The 19,411-nt window shown below is 71.6% G+C and carries 18 protein-coding genes and 1 pseudogene; 11 read left to right on the top strand and 8 right to left on the bottom strand.

Going from position 1 to position 19,411, the window contains the following annotated elements; translation table 11 throughout:
* Window positions 1-134 precede the first annotated feature (134 nt).
* From ACIBSV_RS17965 to ACIBSV_RS17955, 3 genes and pseudogenes are all read right to left on the bottom strand, one after another.
* A complete protein-coding gene (locus ACIBSV_RS17965) occupies window positions 135-977 on the bottom strand; it encodes an alpha/beta fold hydrolase (RefSeq protein WP_395863994.1) in 843 nt (280 codons plus the stop codon).
* A complete protein-coding gene (locus ACIBSV_RS17960) occupies window positions 974-2,518 on the bottom strand; it encodes an O-acetylhomoserine aminocarboxypropyltransferase/cysteine synthase family protein (RefSeq protein ID WP_395864074.1) in 1,545 nt (514 codons plus the stop codon). Before ACIBSV_RS17960 ends, ACIBSV_RS17965 begins: the two co-directional genes overlap by 4 nt.
* A 156-nt stretch (window positions 2,519-2,674) precedes the next feature.
* Window positions 2,675-3,499: pseudogene (locus tag ACIBSV_RS17955) on the bottom strand (isopenicillin N synthase family dioxygenase); the annotation flags it as partial.
* A gap of 508 nt (window positions 3,500-4,007) precedes the next feature.
* On the opposite strand from ACIBSV_RS17955, the gene ACIBSV_RS17950 reads away from it, so the two are divergent.
* The 5 genes from ACIBSV_RS17950 (at window position 4,008) to ACIBSV_RS17930 (ending at window position 8,783) form a co-directional block, all read left to right on the top strand.
* Window positions 4,008-4,088 (top strand): putative leader peptide, encoded by an 81-nt coding sequence (locus tag ACIBSV_RS17950; protein ID WP_395864073.1) that lies wholly within the window; start codon window positions 4,008-4,010, stop codon window positions 4,086-4,088.
* A 298-nt stretch (window positions 4,089-4,386) separates the two neighbouring features.
* The gene (locus ACIBSV_RS17945) at window positions 4,387-5,772 is read left to right on the top strand and encodes a bifunctional o-acetylhomoserine/o-acetylserine sulfhydrylase (RefSeq protein WP_395863992.1); all 1,386 of its coding nucleotides are present in this window, start codon (window positions 4,387-4,389) and stop codon (window positions 5,770-5,772) included.
* Between the two features lie 26 nt (window positions 5,773-5,798).
* Window positions 5,799-6,998: a homoserine O-acetyltransferase gene (locus ACIBSV_RS17940; protein WP_395863990.1), complete on the top strand. Its 1,200-nt coding sequence runs from the start codon at window positions 5,799-5,801 to the stop codon at window positions 6,996-6,998.
* A 117-nt stretch (window positions 6,999-7,115) separates the two neighbouring features.
* A complete protein-coding gene (locus tag ACIBSV_RS17935; RefSeq protein ID WP_395863988.1) occupies window positions 7,116-7,679 on the top strand; it encodes a rhodanese-like domain-containing protein in 564 nt (187 codons plus the stop codon).
* A gap of 291 nt (window positions 7,680-7,970) precedes the next feature.
* Entirely contained in the window at window positions 7,971-8,783 is an 813-nt protein-coding gene (locus tag ACIBSV_RS17930) for a polysaccharide deacetylase family protein (protein ID WP_395863986.1), read from the top strand.
* On the opposite strand, the gene ACIBSV_RS17925 is transcribed toward ACIBSV_RS17930, so the two are convergent.
* Entirely contained in the window at window positions 8,759-9,328 is a 570-nt protein-coding gene (locus ACIBSV_RS17925; protein WP_395863984.1) for a pyridoxamine 5'-phosphate oxidase family protein, read from the bottom strand. The genes ACIBSV_RS17930 and ACIBSV_RS17925 overlap by 25 nt on opposite strands.
* A gap of 129 nt (window positions 9,329-9,457) precedes the next feature.
* Here ACIBSV_RS17925 and ACIBSV_RS17920 point away from each other — a divergent pair, with 129 nt between their 5' ends.
* Window positions 9,458-10,042 carry a TetR family transcriptional regulator gene (locus ACIBSV_RS17920; RefSeq protein WP_395863982.1) on the top strand — a complete coding sequence of 195 codons (585 nt, stop codon included), beginning with the start codon at window positions 9,458-9,460 and terminating at the stop codon, window positions 10,040-10,042.
* A gap of 116 nt (window positions 10,043-10,158) precedes the next feature.
* On the opposite strand, the gene ACIBSV_RS17915 is transcribed toward ACIBSV_RS17920, so the two are convergent.
* Window positions 10,159-11,070, bottom strand: coding sequence for an acyl-CoA thioesterase domain-containing protein (locus ACIBSV_RS17915; protein ID WP_395863980.1), 912 nt, complete (start codon window positions 11,068-11,070; stop codon window positions 10,159-10,161).
* Window positions 11,071-11,379: 309 nt separating this feature from the next.
* On the opposite strand from ACIBSV_RS17915, the gene ACIBSV_RS17910 reads away from it, so the two are divergent.
* Window positions 11,380-12,114 carry a hypothetical protein gene (locus ACIBSV_RS17910; RefSeq protein ID WP_395863978.1) on the top strand — a complete coding sequence of 245 codons (735 nt, stop codon included), beginning with the start codon at window positions 11,380-11,382 and terminating at the stop codon, window positions 12,112-12,114.
* Between the two features lie 45 nt (window positions 12,115-12,159).
* On the opposite strand, the gene ACIBSV_RS17905 is transcribed toward ACIBSV_RS17910, so the two are convergent.
* Window positions 12,160-13,029 carry an alpha/beta fold hydrolase gene (locus tag ACIBSV_RS17905; protein ID WP_395863976.1) on the bottom strand — a complete coding sequence of 290 codons (870 nt, stop codon included), beginning with the start codon at window positions 13,027-13,029 and terminating at the stop codon, window positions 12,160-12,162.
* An 8-nt stretch (window positions 13,030-13,037) separates the two neighbouring features.
* Window positions 13,038-13,670 (bottom strand): TIGR03086 family metal-binding protein, encoded by a 633-nt coding sequence (locus ACIBSV_RS17900; RefSeq protein ID WP_395863974.1) that lies wholly within the window; start codon window positions 13,668-13,670, stop codon window positions 13,038-13,040.
* Window positions 13,671-13,894: 224 nt separating this feature from the next.
* Between ACIBSV_RS17900 and ACIBSV_RS17895 the strand changes: the two genes are divergently transcribed.
* The 4 genes from ACIBSV_RS17895 to ACIBSV_RS17880 all read left to right on the top strand — a co-directional run bounded on the left by ACIBSV_RS17895 (window position 13,895) and on the right by ACIBSV_RS17880 (window position 18,772).
* On the top strand, window positions 13,895-14,545 hold the full coding sequence (locus ACIBSV_RS17895) for a TetR/AcrR family transcriptional regulator (RefSeq protein WP_395863972.1): 651 nt from the start codon (window positions 13,895-13,897) through the stop codon (window positions 14,543-14,545).
* A gap of 258 nt (window positions 14,546-14,803) precedes the next feature.
* Window positions 14,804-15,385 (top strand): TetR/AcrR family transcriptional regulator, encoded by a 582-nt coding sequence (locus tag ACIBSV_RS17890; RefSeq protein ID WP_395863970.1) that lies wholly within the window; start codon window positions 14,804-14,806, stop codon window positions 15,383-15,385.
* A 196-nt stretch (window positions 15,386-15,581) separates the two neighbouring features.
* The gene (locus tag ACIBSV_RS17885) at window positions 15,582-16,793 is read left to right on the top strand and encodes a Cmx/CmrA family chloramphenicol efflux MFS transporter (RefSeq protein WP_395863968.1); all 1,212 of its coding nucleotides are present in this window, start codon (window positions 15,582-15,584) and stop codon (window positions 16,791-16,793) included.
* A gap of 350 nt (window positions 16,794-17,143) precedes the next feature.
* Window positions 17,144-18,772: an APC family permease gene (locus ACIBSV_RS17880; RefSeq protein WP_395863966.1), complete on the top strand. Its 1,629-nt coding sequence runs from the start codon at window positions 17,144-17,146 to the stop codon at window positions 18,770-18,772.
* 43 nt (window positions 18,773-18,815) lie between these two features.
* Here the strand turns inward: ACIBSV_RS17880 and ACIBSV_RS17875 are convergent, their stop codons facing one another.
* Entirely contained in the window at window positions 18,816-19,193 is a 378-nt protein-coding gene (locus tag ACIBSV_RS17875; protein WP_395863964.1) for an RNA-binding S4 domain-containing protein, read from the bottom strand.
* Window positions 19,194-19,411 lie beyond the last annotated feature (218 nt).

Below are 19,411 nucleotides of genomic sequence, written 5' to 3'. Positions count from 1 at the left end.
GAAAAGGGTGTCGCGGGGATGGCCGGGCGGGTCTTCACGCCCCGTCGGACCCGCACCGGTTCGACGCGGCGTGGAGGAGTCCGATGGGATTCGAGAACTCGCCGGGGCCGGTGGCGCCCGAATGGGGCGGGTGGTCAGTCGCGCGCGGCGGCCAGGACGAACTCGACGATCTCGTCGTGGACTTGGGCGCGGTCGTTCTCGGCGAGCACGTTGTGCAGATCGCCCGGGAAGATCCGGGCCCGGGCGTTGGGCAGCGTCTTCGCGGCGGCCGACACGGCGCTCGCTGGCGCGAGGTCGTCGGCTTCGCCGTGGACGAAGAGCACCGGCAGGGTGATCGCGCCGGAGGCGATCAGTTCGGCGATCCGCTCGCCGCCCGCCTCCAGCGCGTCCAGGGTCTCCGGGCGCAGGCCGCCGGACCACACGAGCGGGTCGTTGCGCAGCCGTTCGGCGTATTCGGCGTTTCCGCACAACTCGCCCGGGTCCTTGCGCAGCGACATCGGGTCGATGCCGTGCTCGGCCAACAACGCGCGCAGGCCGCTCTCCCCCGACGACAGGCCGGTTCCCGCGCCCGCAAGCACGAGGGCGCGGGCGGGCGCGGCGGCGGTACGCGTGCCCGCGAGGAGCAGGGTGACCGCCGAGCCCAGCGAGTGGCCGGCCAGGATCAGCGGCACGTCGGGGCGGCCGGCCGCGATGCGTTCGAGGATCAGTTCGGCGTCGTCGGCGAGTGCGTCCAGGCTCTCCACCAGGACGCGGGTGCCGTCACTGAAGCCGTGGCCGATCTGGTCCGGGGCCCACACCTCGATCCCGTCGGCGTTGAGGCGGTGTGCCAACGGCTCGTGCAGTGCGGCGTGTTCGCCCAGGCCGTGCAGGAACAGCACGACCGCGACGGGTTCGTCGGCGACGGGCCACACGCGCAGGTGGAACTCGCCGCGCGCGCCGCGGATCCGGCTTTCGTGTACCGCCTGACTCGTCGTCATCGGCCGACCTCGCCGTCCGCGAGTTCACCGGCGCCGGTCGCCGCGGCCAGGCCCCGGCGCAGGTCGGCGAGCAGGTCGTCGACACCTTCCAGGCCGATGGACAGCCGGACCAGCCCGGGGGTCACTCCGGCGTGGGCCTGCTGCTCCGGATCGAGTTGGGCGTGCGTGGTGGACGCGGGGTGGATGGCCAGGCTGCGCGCGTCGCCGATGTTGGCGAGGTGGCTGAACAACCGGAGTTCCTCGACGAATCGCCGACCCGCGGCCAGTCCGCCGGCCAGGTCCACCGAGAGTACGGCGCCCGCGCCGCGCGGCAGGTAGCGCTTCGCCGCGGTGTGCCACGGGCTGGTGGGCACGCTCGGGTGGTCCACGCGCAGCACCTCGGGCCGCGCGTCGAGCCAGGCCGCGACGCGTTCGGCGTTGGCGGTGTGCCGTTCGACGCGCAGGGACAACGTCTCGATGCCTTGGAGCAGCAGGAAGCTGTTCAGCGGCGACACCGCCGGGCCCAGGTCGCGCAGCAGTCGCACCCGCAGGCGCAGCGCGTAGGCGATCCGGTCGGCGCCGAACCGCTCCCAGAAGGACAGGCCGTGATAGGTCGGGTCGGGGGCGACCAGGCCGGGGTAGCGGTCCGGGTGGGCGCCGAAGTCGAAGGTGCCGCCGTCGACCACGATCCCGCCGATCGCGGTGCCGTGCCCGCCGAGGAACTTGGTGGTGGAGTGCACCACGATGTCCGCGCCGTGCTCGAACGGGCGGAGCAGGTACGGTGTGGGCACCGTGTTGTCCACCACGAACGGCACGCCGGCCTCGTGCGCGATCTCGGCGACGGCGGCCAGGTCGAGCACGTTGCCGCGCGGATTGCCGACGCTCTCGCCGAATAGCGCCTTGGTCCCCGGCCGGATCGCCGCGCGCCACGCGTCGAGGTCGTCCGGGTCGTCCACGAAGGTGACCTCGATGCCGAGATCGGCGAAGGTGTGTTCGAGCAGGGTGCGGGTGCCGCCGTACAGCGAGGCCGCCGCGACCAGGTGGTCGCCGGCCCGGGCCAGGTTCAGCAGCGCGAGCGTGGTGGCGGCCTGGCCGCTGCCCACGGCCACCGCCGCGGTACCGCCTTCCAGCTGGGCGATCCGCTCCTCCACCACGGCGGTGGTGGGGTTGGACAACCGGGTGTAGGCGTGCGTCTCCAGGTCGGTGAGCGCGAACGTGTCGGCCGCGTGCGCCGCGTCCCGGAACACGTAGCTGCTGGTCTGGTAGATCGGCACGGCCCGGGCGCCGGTGCTCGGATCGGGTCGGGCGCCGGCGTGTACCTGAAGGGTCTCGAAGGCCGGTTCGGTGGGCGGTACTTCGCTCTCCCGCTCGGCATCGGCCGACTCGTCGGGCGCGTCGGGCGCGCCGGGCGACTCGGGCGACTCGGGCGACTCGGGCGACTCGGGCGACTCGAGCGACTCGAGCGACTCGGCGGCGGATATCGCACCCGAAGACCCGGCACCGCGGTCGCCGTCGCCTGCCGGTTCGGCCGGCACCAGGTCCGACCACCACCGCTCGACCACGCGCGGGTGCGAGCGCAGCCAGCCGATCAGCGCGTTCTCGCCGTAGGCGGGCTTGAGCGGATTGCTCGGGTCCTCGGTGACGCCGTCGGCCACCTCGGCCAACTCGGCGGGCAGGGTGAGCGGTTCGACCACCGCGTCCAGGCGCGGGCCGAGGAAGAACGGCAGCGAGTAGCGGTCGACGCCGGGCTGCGGGGCGATCACCCGGTGTTTCGTGGCACGCAGGTAGCCGCGGGTGGCGATCTCCAGCATCTCGCCGATGTTGAACACGAACGCGTCCGGCAGGGGCGTCGCGTCGATCCAGGAGCCGTCCCGGGCCTGCACCTGGAGGCCGCCGATGTCGTCCTGTTGCAGCAGCGCGAGGTAGCCGTAGTCCTTGTGCGCGCCCACTCCCTGGTCGACGTCGGCACTCGGCCGGCCCGGGTAGTGCACGACCTTGACGTGGACCGCGGCCTCCTCGTCGAACCACTCGTCGAAGTAGCCGGTGTCCTGACCCAGTGCGGCGGCCAGCGCGCGCAGCACCTCGCGGCTGACCCGCAGCGCCTCCTCCTGCCACGCGAGCACCGTCTCGCGCAGTTCGGGCAGCGCGGCCGGCCACTGGTTGGGGCCGATCAGGCGCAGATAGGCGGGGTCGTCCGGGCCGAGCGTGAGCGCGGCGCGCTCCGGGCCGATGTCGAGTTGCTCGCGCCAGTCGGGTCCGCCCTGGGTGTACTCGGTGCCGGTGCGCGTATAGCCCCGGAACTGCGGCGAGTTGACGTTCTCGACCGCGAGCCGGTCCGCCTCGGGCAGCGCGAAGAAGCGCTTGGAGACGTCCAGGGCGCGGGCGCGCAGGTCCGGGTCGACGCCGTGGCCGACCACGTAGAAGAAGCCGATCTCGCGGGCCGCATAACGCAGTTCGGCCAGGAAGCCGGCCACGTCCGCGGCGGGGTCGCGGAATCGGGAGATGTCGATCACGGGGAGGGTGGGCGGTGCGGTGGTTGCCATGGCTGGGTCCTCGGTACAGCCTCGGTCCACCCGCGCCGGGCGGCGGCCCGAAAAGGGCCGAGCGGGGCGGGGCGAACGTGCGGCGAATGGGGCTGGATCGTGTACGCGGACGTCGCGGGACGAACGGCGGCGACGCGGGAGAGCCGGGCCCGGGCGCGGCGGACCGACGGGGGTCACGCGGGGCGGGGCACGCTCTGCTCATTCGGCGGCGAAAGGCCGCACGAACGCAGGGTTCAGCGACAGGTCTGGTCGAAGTGGTCGGCTCGTCGACCCACCCAGAAGGGGTCGAGCAGCGTGGAAGCGACCTGACGCGAAGTCATGGCGGTGATGAAAGCACGAGGAAGGCGGGTTGGTCCAGCCGGCTTTCCCGGGGCCGGGTGTGCGGGATACCCGGGGGCGAGCCGAGTCCGCCCGCCGGGCCCATCTCCTGCACCGCCGGCCGCTGTCGCGCGGATCCTCCGGGTTACCCCGTGGCGCGAAGGCGATCGGGCCGCCTAGACTCACCGCCATGTCCAGCCCCATGCTCGTCAGTCGCCGCCACGTGGATCTCGTGCGCGTGACCAGCATGGCCTGTCGAATGTCCCACTGAACCCCGGTGACCGTTTCGGTCCCGGTGGTTCGCGCGGTGTGTGAGTCCGGGCGCTGACCCGCCGACTCCCCGCGTCCCGCTCCGCCCTTCCCGCTCTCCTCCCGCTCGGGCCCGTGTCGGCTCGGTCCTCGGTCGCGAACACCACGCGTCGGGGCCGGTTCGCCGCGCCCGCGGTCGGCTCCGCGTACCCGACCGCGGGATCCGCGCATGCCCTTCGCCGGCTTGCCCCGGCCTGTCCCGGCTCTTCCCGACGGCCCGACCTCACCGCCGACTCCCCTACCCCGCAAGGAGTTTCCCGATGACCATCGAAGCAACCGACGCGCCGAGCACGACCGACGTGCCGTCCACGATCGACGCACCGCCCACGGTCGAGGCCGTGCCCGCCGACGACATCGCGTCGTGGTCCTTCGAGACCCGGCAGGTGCACGCCGGCGCCTCGCCCGATCCGACCACCGGGGCTCGCGCGGTGCCGATCTACCAGACCACGTCGTTCGTCTTCCAGGACACCGAGCACGCCGCCGGGCTGTTCGACCTGTCCCAGGAGGGCCACATCTACACCCGGATCCACAACCCCACGACCGACGCGCTGGAGCAGCGCGTGGCCGCCCTCGAAGGCGGTGTCGCGGCGGTGGCGACCGCGTCCGGGCAGGCGGCGACCACGCTGGCGGTGCTCAACCTCGCGGAGGCCGGCGACCACATCGTGTCGAGCTCTTCGCTGTACGGCGGCACCTACAACCTCTTCCACTGGACGCTGCCCAAGCTCGGCATCGAGGTCACCTTCGTGGACGACCCGGACGACCTGGACGCGTGGCGCGCGGCGATCCGGCCGCAGACCAAGCTGCTGTTCGCCGAGACGCTGGGCAACCCGCGTGGCAACGTGCTCGACGTGTCCGCGGTCGCCGACCTCGCGCACACCGCCGGCGTACCGCTGGTGGTGGACAACACGGTGCCCACGCCCTATCTGCTCCGGCCGCTCGAACACGGCGCGGACATCGTGGTGCACTCGGCGACCAAGTTCCTCGGTGGTCACGGCACCGCGATCGGCGGCGTCGTGGTCGACGGCGGCACCTTCGACTTCGGCGCGCACCCGGACCGTTTCCCCGGCTTCAGCGAGCCGGACGCCAGTTACAACGGACTGCGCTACTGGCCGGACCTGGGCCCGGGCGCGTACGCGGCAAAGCTGCGCGTGCAGTTGCTGCGCGACGTCGGCGCCTCGATCGCGCCGCTGACCAGTTTCCTGCTGCTCCAGGGATTGGAGACGTTGTCGCTGCGGATCGAGCGGCACGTGGCGAACGCGAGCGCGCTGGCCGCGTGGTTGCAGGCCCGGGAGGAGGTGGAGACCGTGCACTACGCGGGTCTGCCGAGCAGCCGGTGGTACGACGCGGGCAAGCGCTATCTGCCGCGCGGCGCCGGCGCGATCGTCGCGTTCGAGCTCAAGGGCGGGATCGAGGCGGGCCGGCGGTTCGTGGACGGGCTGTCCCTGTTCAGCCACCTGGCCAACATCGGCGACGTGCGCAGCCTGGTCATCCACCCGGCGAGCACCACACATGCCCAGCTCACCGAAGCGGAGCGGCTGGCCACCGGGGTCACCCCGGGGCTGGTCCGGCTCTCGGTCGGCATCGAGGGCCTGGCCGACCTGCGCGCCGACCTGGTGGCCGGTTTCCGCGCCGCGCAGGCGGACTAGCCGGGAATTCGGACGGACCACGCACCATGACGCACGACACGCCCACCGTTCCCGTCCCGGCGGGGCCTCGTTCGCTGATCCTGCCCCGGCCGCTGTGGACCGAGTCCGGGGAACTGCTGCCCGAGGTCCGCGTCGGCTACGAGACGTGGGGTCGACTCGCTCCGGACCGCTCCAACGCGGTCCTGGTCCTGCACGCGCTGACCGGCGACAGCCATGTCGCCGGTCCGGCCGGGCCGGGCTTTCCCACCCCGGGCTGGTGGGACGGCCTGATCGGGCCGGGCCGCACCCTGGACACCGACCGGTACTTCGTGGTCGCCCCGAACGCGCTCGGCGGTTGCCGGGGCACCACCGGTCCCGCCTCGCCCGGGCCCGGCGGTCGGGTGTGGGGAAGTCGTTTCCCCCGGTTGACCGTTCGCGATCAAGTGGCGGCCGAGGTGGCCGCCGCCGACCTGCTCGGGATCCGGCGCTGGGCGGCGGTGGTGGGCGGGTCGATGGGCGGCATGCGGGCCGTCGAGTGGGCGGTGACACATCCGGACCGGGTCGGCGCGCTGTTCCTGATCGCCACCACGGCGGCGGCGAGCGCGGAGCAGATCGCGTGGTGCTCGACCCAGCTCCACGCGATCCGGGCCGATCCGGACTGGGCCGGCGGCGACTATCACGACCGGCCGGCCGAGTCCGGGCCCTGGCGCGGGCTCGGCCTGGCCCGGCGGATCGCACACGTCACCTATCGCAGCGAGGCCGAATTGGCGGTCCGCTTCGGCCGCACCCGGCAGCCGGACGAGGGCCCGCACGGGCGGTTCGCGGTCGAGTCCTATCTCGACCACCACGCCGCCAAGCTGACCGCGCGCTTCGACGCGGGCAGCTACGTGGTCCTGACCGAGGCGATGAACAGTCACGACGTGGGCCGGGGTCGGGGCGGCGTGGCCGCGGCCCTGGCACGGGTCACCGCGCCGACCGTGGTCGCGGCCGTGGACAGCGACCGGCTCTATCCGCCGAGCCAGCAGCGGACCCTGGCCGAGGGCATACCGGGCGCGGGTCCGCTGCGGGTGGTCGAGTCGCCGCACGGCCACGACGGCTTCCTGATCGAACTCGACCAGGTGGCACCCCTGCTCGCCGAATTGTTGGAGCGGACCGGCGACGCGAATCCCGCCGAAAACGTGGATCGCGTCACAAACCCGGCCCCGCCTCGGAACACGGTGCTCGGTCCCACCGTTAGGCGGAGGTAGTGACAACCGGTAGGTAGCCCTCCACATCGCCCGCCCGGTGCCCGGCCGTGGGGATCCACCGCACCTGGTGCGCCCCTCGCGGACCGGCGCCGGGCCCCGTCGAAAGGCCCATTCACCATGACCGCCCTGGCTCCCGCGCAGGTCCGCGCCCGGCTGACCGAGTTCACCGTGCTGGACGTGCGCACCCCCGGCGAGTACGCGACCGGCCACATCCCCGGCGCGCACAACGTCCCGCTCGACCGGCTGCGCGAGGCGGTGCCGGTGCTCCAGCGGGCCGGGCACCCCGAGCTGCTGATCGTCTGCGCGTCCGGGGCTCGCTCCGAGCGGGCCCGCGCCGAGCTGACCGCCGCCGGGATCGAGGCCGCGCACCTGACCGGCGGCACCTCGGCCTGGGTCTCCGAGGGCCACGCCCTGGACGGCCCGAGCGGCGCGCGCAACGTGTGGCCGATGGAACGCCAGGTCCGCCTGGCCGCCGGCGCGCTGGTCGTGCTGGGCCTGGCGGCCGGTCGCCGTACGCCCAAGGCCCGCCTGCTGGCCGGCGCGATCGGCTCCGGCCTGGTTTTCTCCGCCGTCACCAACACGTGCGGCATGGCCGCGGTCCTGGGCAAGCTCCCGCACAACCGCCCCGCGCCCGAGACCCCGGACCTGGCCACGACGCTGACGGCCCTCGACCGGGTCTGAGCGAAGCGAGGATCGAGCAAAGCCGGGCCTGCGCGCAGGCGGGCTTCGCCGATGCCGGCCTACTGAGGTGCCGGCCAAGGCGAGCGCCCGCGCGGTCGCTCGGTGCGGGCGGTCGGCTCGGCGCGCTCGCGTGATTCGCGTTGCGTCGGCGGGTTCACAGGGTTCGTGTCTGCGATGGGTCGACAACGATCAAAGTCGGCGCAAAGTGGGCTCCGGGGCGGAACCCGTCCGTTGGGTGTGGGCGTGTTCGCAAGTGTGTTCCCGCTTCCGAACAGCCCTTGGAGTCAACCGGTGTCGAGCCCTTCCGCCCGTCGTGCCCTGCGCAGCCTGACCGTTCTCGCCGTGGCCGGCGCACTCGCGGTGGGTACCGCCGCGTGTTCGTCGGACTCGGGGGACGAAACGGCGAAACCCGGTGGCCGCGAGGGTGCCGCGGAGGCCGGGCAGACCCCGTCCGACGCGCCGACGGCGGCCGATCCGAACACCTCGGTGCCGCCCCCGCTGGTGCCGGACGCGCTGGTGCGCAAGTCGGCGAACGGTGGGCGTACCGTCGCGTTGACCTTCGACGACGGGCCGAGTCCACAATGGACGCCGCAGGTGCTCGCGTTGTTGAAGGAGTATCGGGCCAAGGCGACGTTCTGCATGCTCGGCCCGAACGCGAAGGCCAATCCCAAGCTGGTCAAGCAGGTCGTCGCGGACGGCAACCGGCTGTGCGACCACTCGGTCACCCACGACGAGGGCATCGCCAAGCGCCCGCTGTCCCGGATCAAGTACGAGATCACCACCGCGCACGACCAGATAGTCGCGGCGGGCGGTCCGGGCACCAGGGTGGACTGGTTCCGCGCGCCCGGCGGCGACTGGTCCCCGCAGGTGCGCGCGATGGCGGCCGGTTATGGCATGCGCTCGCTGGACTGGTCCGACGACACCCGCGACTGGCAGCGGCCGGGCGCGGACAAGATCCTGGCCACCGCCGAGAAGGAACTGGGACCCGGTGGGATCATCCTGATGCACGACGCCGGCGGCGACCGCGCGCAAACCCTGGCCGCGCTCGAGCAGTTGCTGCCCTGGCTGGTGCAACAGGGCTACACGTTCGACTTCCCGGCCTGACCCTCGGCCCGCGGCACGGGCGAGAGCACCGAGATCGCCGGGACCAGGCCGTACGGATCCGGATGCACACCGGCGGAGAAGTCGAGCAGTTCCACCCGGTGCGGTACCAGGCGGACGAGCGCGAAATCGTCCCCGGTGGGCCCGGCCGGAAAGAACGGCCGCAGGGTCTCATCCCACAGTTTGACCAACTCCGGCCCGTCGCACAGGAGTTCCGCGCGGGCGTAGAGCGTCGCATAGGCCACTGTCGCGCGATCTTCGACCGAGTAGGACACCTCCGGTCGGGCGATCAGGTCGAGCGCCTTGCGGGAGCGCGGGCTCGTACTGATCCAGATCGTCGCGTCGTCCTCGACCGCGAGATGTTGCACCAGGCGCACGCGCGGCGCACCGGCGTCGTCGGTGGTGGCCAGGAAGCCCAGCGGGTACGAGCGCAGGATGCGCAGCGCCGCGTCGCGCAGGTTCGAATCGGGCTGGGTCGAATCGGGCTGGGTCGAATCGGGCTGGGTCGGGTCGGGCTGGGTCGGGGTGTCGACCGGGGAGGTCGGCATGATCCACCGCCAATCATTCGCCGTATCGGTGGCCGTCTCGGTCGCGTTCCGATGGCCGTATTGGTTGAACCATACTAGAATACGGATTCCAGAAAACTTCAAGGTACGAACAGGTCAGGACGGGTGCTCGTGGGCCGCAAACCGAGATTCGGCGACGACGACTTCCTCGATGCCGTGCTGCGGGTCACCGCGCGTACCGGCGCCGGCGCCGTGACCGTCGCGGCGGTGGCCGCCGAGGCGGGCGCGCCGGTCGGATCGGTCTATCACCGCTTCGCGTCGCGCGACCTGCTGCTCGCCCGGCTGTGGTTGCGTACGGTGCAACGCTTCCAGCAACCGTTCCTGGCCGCACTGGCCGACCCCGATCCGGCCCGGGGCGCCACCCGCGCGATCCGGGCGGTGTTCGCGTGGGTGCGCGAAAGCCCGGACGAGGCGGCGGTGCTCCTGCTGCATCGCCGCGAAGACCTGATCGCGCGGTGGCCCGAGGAACTGGGTCCGGAAGCGACCATGCTCAACGACGCCGTGGCGAACGCCCTGCGGGCCTACACCCGGGCACGTTTCGGCCGGGTCTCCCCGGCCGCCCTGGAGCGGGTCACCTTCGCGCTGGTGGACATCCCGTACGCGGCGGTGCGTCGGCACCTGGCGGCAGGCCGCACGCCGCCGGCGTCGATCGAGGCCGCCACCCTGCTCGCATCGCGCGCGGCGATGGGTGAGTGATCGCGCCGCGCCCGAACGGTCACTCGAGGAGCACCCGGGTCGGCCGCGACACGGCTCGCGTCCGCGGTGACCGGCGCCCGTGCCGGACGCCCGCGACCTGCGCCCGCGCTCGGCGTTCAGCCCTTGGGCGGATAGACCCGACACTGGCTGGTCGCCGTCGCGCGTACCGTGCCGCCTGGGTCGGCCAGTGTCGCGGACGTGTTCGCCACCAGCCCGTCCAACTCCGCCCGCGCCCGGAACAGCGTCGGCCCGCCCGCGCCCGCCTCCGCGTGCCACGTCACGTCCAGGTCCAGCGAGGTCATCACCGTCCCCCGCGCGGCCCCGCGATACGCCGCGTCCATCAGGTGCGCGTCGAACAACATCACATCGACCAGACGCTCCGCGATCGCGGCCGAGACCGTGTCCTCGCCCTCGCCCTCGTCCCGGTCACCACCACCGCCGTCGCGCGGTGCGGGCCATTGCGGGACCGCCCACAGCGCGATCGAGTCACCGTCGTCCCCGCGGAAGTCCCCGTCGAACTCCTCCGCCGACAACGGGTAGTCCACCGCCCGCTCGTCGAACCCGCCCAGGAACGGCACGATCTTCGCCAGCCACGGCAGCCGAGGGCAGCCCTCCGGCCCGGGCACCCCCGCCACCGCGCGCCGACCGGCGCCCTCGGCAGGAAGCAGCCCGGGAGCGGCGAACCAGGTCAACGCCGCGACCACCGGTTCCCCGCCTTGACGCACCATCACCTGCACCGAGGTCGCGGTCCGTCCACGTACCAACGGCAGGACCTCCAGCTCCAGTTCGCCCGCGACCGCAGTTTTCGTGAACACCGCCCGCAGGCTGCGCAGTTGCTTGCCCGGGGCGTACCGCGTCGCGCCCAGCGCGGCGATCGCGGCCGTGTACCCGCCGAACCCGCGACCGTCGATACAGAAGAATTCCGGCAGCTCGGCCACCGGCCCGACACCGCCGCGCCCGCCGTCCCGGACTCGCAACTCCCCCAGTGGCGTGTCCACCGCGCAATCCCCGACCTCGCCAATGTCCATCGTCGGATGTTGACACGCGACCCCGCGCCATGCCAGAGCCGCCCCCACCCGGCAGCCACCCGCCGCAGTGCCCGTTCACCGAAGCGGTGCATCGATGAAAGCATCAGCGCGCGGTCGTCGTCCCCGCGCGGCCCAGCATCGCCGCCCACACCGACGTACCGGCACCGGAACCGGCACCCGTCTCGGCCGGGCCCGAACGATCCGGGCGGCCCGACCGGGCCGGGCGAGTTCGCCGGTCACCTTGCGGCCGACACGCCTGATGGCCCGCCGGTCCGCAAGGAGCGCATGATGATGGATGAATCTGGTGAAATGCGTCGATTCATGTTATTCGCCGGAATTCTTCACCCGCGCCTCCTGATCGGGCTCTCCGTGCTCTGCTCCGTCGTGCTCGGCGGATCGGCGGCGGCGCCTCGGGCCGAAGCCGCGGTGCCGACGGTCTCCGGGGGCGTCTCGGGAGCCGTGTCCGAGGTCGCGTCCGAGCCGGGTGGGGACATCACCCGCTCCGAGGTACTGGAGCGCGCCGAGGACTGGTACGACCGCGATGTCCAGTACGACCAAGCCGCCGAGGCCCCGGACCCGGAAGGTGCCCACGACTACCGCACGGACTGTTCCGGGATGGTCGCGATGGCGTGGCACCTCCCGAACACCGACGTCAACACCGATTCGCTCGACCGGCGTTCGGTCACCGTCCGGGTCGATCCGAACGACCTGCTCCCCGGTGACGCCCTCGACGACACCGACGACGGCCACGTGGTGATCTTCACCGGATGGGTGAGCCGCAGCGCGCGTACGTTCACCTACATCCAGTTGGCCAACGCGCACACCGACATGGCCAAGGGCACCGGCAGCTTCGACGGTCCGCTGCTCGCGGGCCTGCCGACGGCGAACTACTTCGGGCTCCGGTACAACCGGATCGTCGACGACCCGACGTCGGGTGTCGTACCGCCGGTGCGCGTCCTGGATCGGTATCCGTGGAAGGCGCCGTGGAATTCGACTCGGCGCGTCGACCCGACCTCGGGCCGGCGAGCGGGATCCGGCGGGTGACGCGGCGGTCGGCGCCCGCCCACCCGCCGGCGCCGACCGCCTTCGCTACGCCGCGCACTCCTCGGCAGGCTCCCGCCGGGGCGCCGCGTCGAGGAAGCGCAGTACCTCGGCGACCACGGTCGGATCGCCGAGCACTCGGCTGTGGCCCAGGCCCCGGGTGACGAACAACCGAGCCTGGTCGGGGTAGGCCGCCGCCAGCCGATGCCCCTGGTCGGCCAGGGCCATGTGGTCGTCCTCGTCGTGCACGACCAGGATCGGGACCCGCACCGACTCGGGACCGTACGACGCGGAGAAGCGCTGCCAGATGTCCGATTCCGGAGCCAACAGCCGGGCGTCCGCCCGCGCCCGCAGTTCGGCCTTGACCCGTGCGGCGAGACCCAGTTCGGAGCTGAACCGGTCCAGCAGGTACTCCATGTCGCACACCGCGCCGACGGCCACCACGCGCTCGGCCCGCACCCCCGAGCGCAGGGCCTGGAACGCGCCCAGCACGCCGAGGGAATGGGCGAGCACGGCACGGAAGTCGCCGTACCGATCCTGGAGTCGCCGGGCGATCTCGGCGTATTCGAGGACATTGGTGCAGGTTCCGCCCGAATCCCCGTGCCCGGGCGCGTCGAAGGTGATCGGGGTCAACCCGCGGGCCCGCAACTCCTCGACGAACGCCGCGAATCGCGAACCGCGCGACTGCCAGCCGTGCAGCATCAATACCGGCTCGGCGCCGTCTCCCCACCGGTAGGTGACCACCCGCTTGCCGCCGACGTCCAGCGTCTCGGTGGTCGCGAACATGTGCGCCGAGCGCTCGGCGGGTCGCACCCGACCACGCATGACCGGGCGATGGAAGAAGCGGTACGCAAGCGCGCCGGCCGCCTGCGGGGACACCACGCCCGTGGCCCGGAGCGCGACTCGCACGGATGTCATGACGGCGCTCATCCGGCCCGCCGATCCGGCATCCGACCGAGCAGCGCTACGAGACGCTCACCCGGCGTCGCGTCCGCCGGGGCCTCGACCGCGCCGCCGAACGCGCCGCCGGGCTTGCCCAGCTTCCAGCGCTCGGCGAAGTCCAGTGCGATCAGGGCGAGTTCGGGATCGATGGTGTCGGGCGCGCCGATCGTGCGGGCGACGTCCCAGGCGTGCACGAGATTGTCGACGAAGTGCATGGCGATCGCGACCGAGCCAGGGAACGACCCGAACTCCCGGATCAGCAAACTGCGTTCCGACACCTCGTCACCGGCCAGCGCCGCCACGACGTCGACCGCCGTGGTGGCGAAGTCGACCCATGGGTCCCCCCCGAGCGCGTCGTCACGCCAGGCGTCCGGTTCGGTACTGCCGCCGGCCGCGGCGATGAAGCCTCGATTCTCCGCGACCATGTGGCCGATCAGATCGCGGAGATCCCACCCGGCACACGGCGTGGGCAGGTCCATCTGCCCGCTCCGGACCGATCGGAGCGTGTCCAGCGCGAACATGATCGCGCGGCGATGCAACGCCCGCACGTCGAGAGCGTCGATCTCGGACCCGACAACGGCGAGCGTGCCGCCGCCGGGTGCCTTGGTATCCGTCATGAATGTGCCCCTTGAGTCGCTCGATGGGTCGATGGCACGTGTGGTCGGTCGCGGGAACGGCCGGGAACGGCCGGCGAGCCGGTCGCGCCGCAGCAGTCTGGCAAAACTGCACGACCGGTCGTACTATTTATCGAACACCAAGAGACTGTCAAGACGGACCGGGAGATAATCGACGCCGATCGGCCGACCGGCCGACGTGCCGGCCGGCGGAGCTAGGAGTGGTCGTGAGCGCGTCTCCGACGGATGGGCGGGTCCGCAAGGGCGACCGGACCCGACAGGCGATCGTCCGGCGTGCCGCCGACATCGCGTCCGTGGAGGGACTCGAAGGTCTCTCCATCGGTCGGCTCGCGGGCGACCTGGAGATCAGCAAGAGCGGGGTGTTCGCGCACTTCGGATCGAAGGAGGAACTCCAGCTCGCGGCGATCGGCGCGGCCACCGACATCTACATCGAGCACGTCGTGACACCCGCACGGACCGAGCCGGCCGGCCTGCTCCGGCTCTGGCGGCTGACCGAGGGCTGGATCGCCTACTCCCGCGACCGGGTCTTCCCCGGCGGCTGCTTCTTCTTCAACACCTCGGCCGAGTTCGACGCACGACCGGGCCGGGTCCGCGATGCGCTCGCGCGATCGTGGCGAGGATGGCGCGAACTCCTGATCACCGAGGCCGAAGCCGCGAAGACCACCGGCGAGGCCCCAGCCGACCTCGACGCGGCCCAACTCGTCTTCGAACTGATCGCGTTCCTGGAAACCGCAAACGGCATCAGCATGCTCCACGACGACAAAAGCGCCTACACCCGAGCCACAACCGCAATCCGCACCCGCCTCCTCACCACCGCCACCACCCCAACCACCCTCGCCCCCCACCTCCACCCATAGGCCGCCACCACCACACGCCGGGGTACACGCGAAACGCGGGACGCGACGACGGATTGGGGTGCGGCGCACGATGGGCACGACGCGCGGGGCCGGGGGAAGGCGCCACACGCGCGGTGCGGCGGGGCGGAAGCGGGGCGGTTGGCGAGGCACGGTCCGGTGCGACGCGGTGCGGTGCGGTGCGGTGCGACGCATGAGCACGAGGCGCGCACGGGACGAGAGTATTGGACTGGTGGTTACAGAATCTGTTAGCGTTCTTGCATGGCTCGACCACGGCAGTTCGATGAGGAGCAGGCGGTGCAGGCGGCGCTCGAGGCGTTTTGGGCGACCGGCTACGAGGCGACGTCGACGCAGGATCTCTGTGACGCGACCGGGTTGGGCCGCAGCAGCATCTACAACACGTTCAGCAGCAAGCACGATCTGTTCCTGCGGGCGCTGCGTCGCTACATCGAGCACATGACGACCATTCAGGTCGCGAACCTGGAGAGCGATCGGCCCGTCCACGACAAGATCCGCGAACTGTTGGCCGCGATCGTGATCGACGAGGACGAGGAGACCGGCGACCGCCGGGGCTGCCTGGTCGTGAACACCGCGATCGAACTCGCGGGCCGCGACCCGGAGGTGGCCTCGCTGCTCAAGCGCGACTACGAGCGCCGGCATGCCGCGATCAAGGCGGCCATCGACGTCGGCCGGCTCGACGGCGACGTGGATCCGGCCAAGGACACCGACGCCCTCGCGCACACCGTGATCGGCACGGTCTCGGCCATCCGCCTGGCCTCACGCAGCGGCGTGAACCGCGCCGGCCTGGATGCGATCGCGAACACGACGCTCGGCCTGCTGTAGGACATCGCCACCACACAAAGGACACGACCGGCCCGACGGCTCGACGGCCGACGCCGCGCACCCTCGCTCCCGCACGCCCGCGCCATCGCCATCACTGCGGATCAAGCGGGATCACGCATGCCCAGATTTTGAACCGTTCATTACAAAACGAGATTCGCCACCCTCCCCCCGCACACCCACCGACTCGGGAGTCCCCATGCCCCTAGCCGTCTACATCCTCGGCCTAGGCATATTCGCGCAAGGCACCTCGGAGTTCATGCTCTCCGGGCTGCTCGAAACGATGGCCGACGACCTCGGCGTGTCCATCCCCGACGCCGGCCTGCTGATCTCGGCCTTCGCCGTCGGCATGGTCGTCGGCGCGCCGTTGCTCGCGGTCGCCACGCTGCAATGGCCGCGCCGTACCGCGCTGATCGCGTTCCAGGTCGTCTTCATCCTCGGCCACGTGGTCGGCGCGCTCGCGCCCGGCTACTGGCTCGTGCTGGCCACCCGCTTCGTGAGCGCCGTCGCGTACGCCGGCTTCTGGGCCGTCGCCGCCGTCACCGCACTCGGCCTGGTCGCGTCGAACGCGAAGGCCAAGGCGATGGCCGTGGTCGCGGGCGGCCTGTCGCTGGCCACCGTCGTCGGCCTTCCGCTCGGCACCATGATCGGCAACTGGGCCGGCTGGCGCGCGGCGTTCTGGGCGGTCGCCGCCCTCACCGCGCTGAGCACCGTGGCGGTGTATGTGGTCCTGCCGCCCGGGCGCCCCACCCACGAGGCGCCGCGCTCGGTACGTACCGAACTGCGCTCGATGCGCCGGCCACAGCTATGGGTCGCCTACGCGACCACCGCGTTCAGCTTCGGCGCCGTCGTCGCCGTCTTCAGCTACCTGGGCACGATGCTGACCAACACCACCGGCATCGGCGAGGCGTGGGTACCGCTCGTGCTGTCCTGGTACGGCGTGGGCGCGGTGGTCGGCATCACCATGGGCGGCCGAGTGGCTGACGAGCACCCGTTCGGCACGCTGTACGCGAGCATCGGCACCATCGTGGCCGTGTCGATCCTGCTTGCGCTCACCGCCGAGAACGTCCCGATCACCCTCGCTCTGGTCTTCCTCCTCGGACTCGCCGGCTTCGCGGCCAACCCGGCTGTCAACGCCCGGGTGTTCGCCATCGCGGCCGACGCACCCACGCTGGCCGGCGCGGCCAACACGGCGTCGTTCAACGTCGGGATCACCATCGGCCCGCTCCTGGGCGGTCGGGTGATCGCGGCGGGCTTCGACTACGCCGCCGTCGCCTGGGTCGGCGCGGGTCTGGGCCTGGCCGGACTGGCCGCCGCCCGGATCGACTCGCGCATGCGTACCCGAGCCGGCGCGACCGAGCCAGAGACGCCGACCGTCACGACACCGGAGCCGGCCGGGCTCACGGCGTAGCGGCACGCGGACTCGGACGCGGTGGGCGAACGCGACGTACACCCACCCAACGCGCGAGCGCGACATGGGAACGAGCACGACACCCAACCGCGACACCCAACGCCCACCACGACGAACACCCGACAACCCGCTACCCGCCCGCCTCGAATCCGCGCCACGACGTGACCGTCCCGTCGCATCCCGCGACGGGCCGGTCCGATGCGCCTGACGTGGCATCAGGTCCCTTGATTTCCCTGGGCTTCGGGGCTGCCGGTCGGGTTGTCGGCGGGTCTAATCTGATGGCCTGCTTCCGATGGTCCGTTTTCGGTCAAACGGGTGGATAGCACCCGTCTAGGACAGGACGGTTCGCCATGGTCACCAGCGACCCCGCAAGACCAGCCTCGTCCGAACCGCCGCTGCGTCGCGCAGCCGGCGAGAAGGGCCTCAAGACCGGCGCGCTGAGCCTCGCCTCCAGTGTCGTGATCGGACTCGCCTCCACCGCACCGGCCTACAGCATCGCCGCGACGCTCGGCATCATCGTGGCAGGCGTCGGTCTCCAGTCGCCGATCGTCATGGTCCTGTCCTTCATCCCGATGTTCCTGATCGCCTACGGCTACAAGGAACTCAACGAGGACACCCCCGACTGCGGCACCACGTTCACGTGGGGATCGCGTACGTTCGGCCCGATGACCGGCTGGATGGGCGGCTGGGCGATCATCGTCGCGGACGTCATCGTGATGGCCAACCTCGCGCAGATCGCGGGCGAGTACGGCTTCCGACTGATCGGCGCCCACAGCCTGGCCGAGGACACCTTCTGGACGACGTTCGCCGGTGTCGTGTGGATCGTCCTGATGACCTGGATCTGCTACGTCGGCATCGAGTTGTCCGCGAACCTCCAGAAGGTGTTGCTGACCATCGAGGTCGTGGTCCTGATCGCGCTCGGCCTGACCGCGCTGTGGAAGGTCTACCTCGGCAACGCGCCGGACGGCTCGGTGCACATCGGTTGGTCGTGGTTCAACCCGTTCGAGATCGACTCGATCGACGCGCTGACCAAGGGCGTGTTGGCCGCGGTGTTCATCTATTGGGGTTGGGACACGGCCGTCGCGATCAACGAGGAGACCGCCGACACCAAGCACACGCCCGGTCGGGCCGCGGTCATCTCGACCGTGCTGCTGCTCCTGATCTACGTACTGATCAGCACTTCGGCGCTGTCCTTCGCGGGCGCCGGCGACACCGGCGGCGGCCTGGCCAATCCGGACAACTCCGGGGACGTGCTGTCCGGGCTCGGATCGAGCGTGTTCGGCACCGAGGGGTTCGGCTGGTTCATGGCCAAGCTGCTCGTGTTCATGGTGCTGACCTCCTCGGCCGCGTCCACCCAGACCACGATCCTGCCGACCGCGCGCACCGCGCTGTCGATGGCCGCGCACCGGGCCATCCCGGAGAAGTTCGCCCGCGTGCACAGCAGGAACCTGGTGCCGACCTGGTCCACAGTCGGGATGGGTATCGCGTCGGTGGCCTTCTACGTGGCGATCACCCGGGTCAGTACCAACGTGCTGACCGACTCGATCGGCTCGATCGGGCTGGCCATCGCGTTCTACTACGGCATCACGGGGTTCGCGTGCGTGTGGTTCTACCGACGTGTACTCACCCGTAGCCGGCGCGATCTGATCACCAAGGGCATCATGCCGGGCCTGGGCGGCGCGTTGTTGGCGTACTTCTTCGTCGACGCGTGCCTCGTGTACGCCGACAAGGACTACGGCACGACCTACTGGACCCTGCCGTTCCCGCCGCACTGGCAACTGGGCGGGGTGTTCCTGACCGGGATCGGCGCGTTGCTCCTGGGTGCCGTGTTGATGCTCGGGTACCGGTTCGCGCATCCGGCGTTCTTCCGCGGCGAGACACTGCCGCGCGCGGTGGCCGAGCCGGAGCCGCCGCCCGCGCCGGTCGCGCCCGCGGGGTCGAGCGGATCCACCGGACCGAGCGGTCCGGCGGAGCGCTGACCCGGGTCGGTGGGCCCGCTCGGGGAGTCGGGCCCACCACCCGTCAATGCTCGCGGAACTGTTCCAACACCCGCCGGTCCCGCTTCGTCGGGCGGCCCGCGCCACGATCGCGTCGGGCGACCACGACCACCTCTTCGCGGGGCGGCGGCGGGGGGCTGTTGTCGATCAGACACTCGGCGGCCACGGGCGGCCCGACTCGCTTGCGGACGATGCGCTTGACCACCACGATCCGCTCGTGGCCGTTCTGCCGCACCCGCACCTCGTCGCCGATCCTGATCGACTGGGCGGGCTTCACCTTGTCGCCGTTGACCCGCACGTGCCCGGCCTTGCAGGCCGCGGCGGCGAGCGAGCGGGTCTTGGTCAGGCGCACGGACCAGATCCAACTGTCGACCCGTACGGTCCCCTCGTCTGTCGTTGCCATGACCCGACTCTAGAACGAGAACCTCCGTCGTGGCCCGCAGCGCCCTCGTTCCGGGCCGCCGCCCGCTTGGACCCGCCCGCCGCACCGCCCGTCCTCGTTCCGTCCCACTCGCGTTTCGAGCCGCCCGCCGCACCGCCCGTCCGCCCCCGGTCGCGCGATGTCGGCCGACGCCGGCACCGTATGCGGCGACGTCGCGCGACGACGCGTCGTCGGGAGCG

Origin of the sequence: Embleya sp. NPDC050154, assembly GCF_044460165.1 — a bacterium.
In the GTDB taxonomy this organism is placed as follows: Bacteria; Actinomycetota; Actinomycetes; order Streptomycetales; family Streptomycetaceae; genus Embleya.
This window is presented reverse-complemented; position numbering and strand designations above follow the sequence as displayed.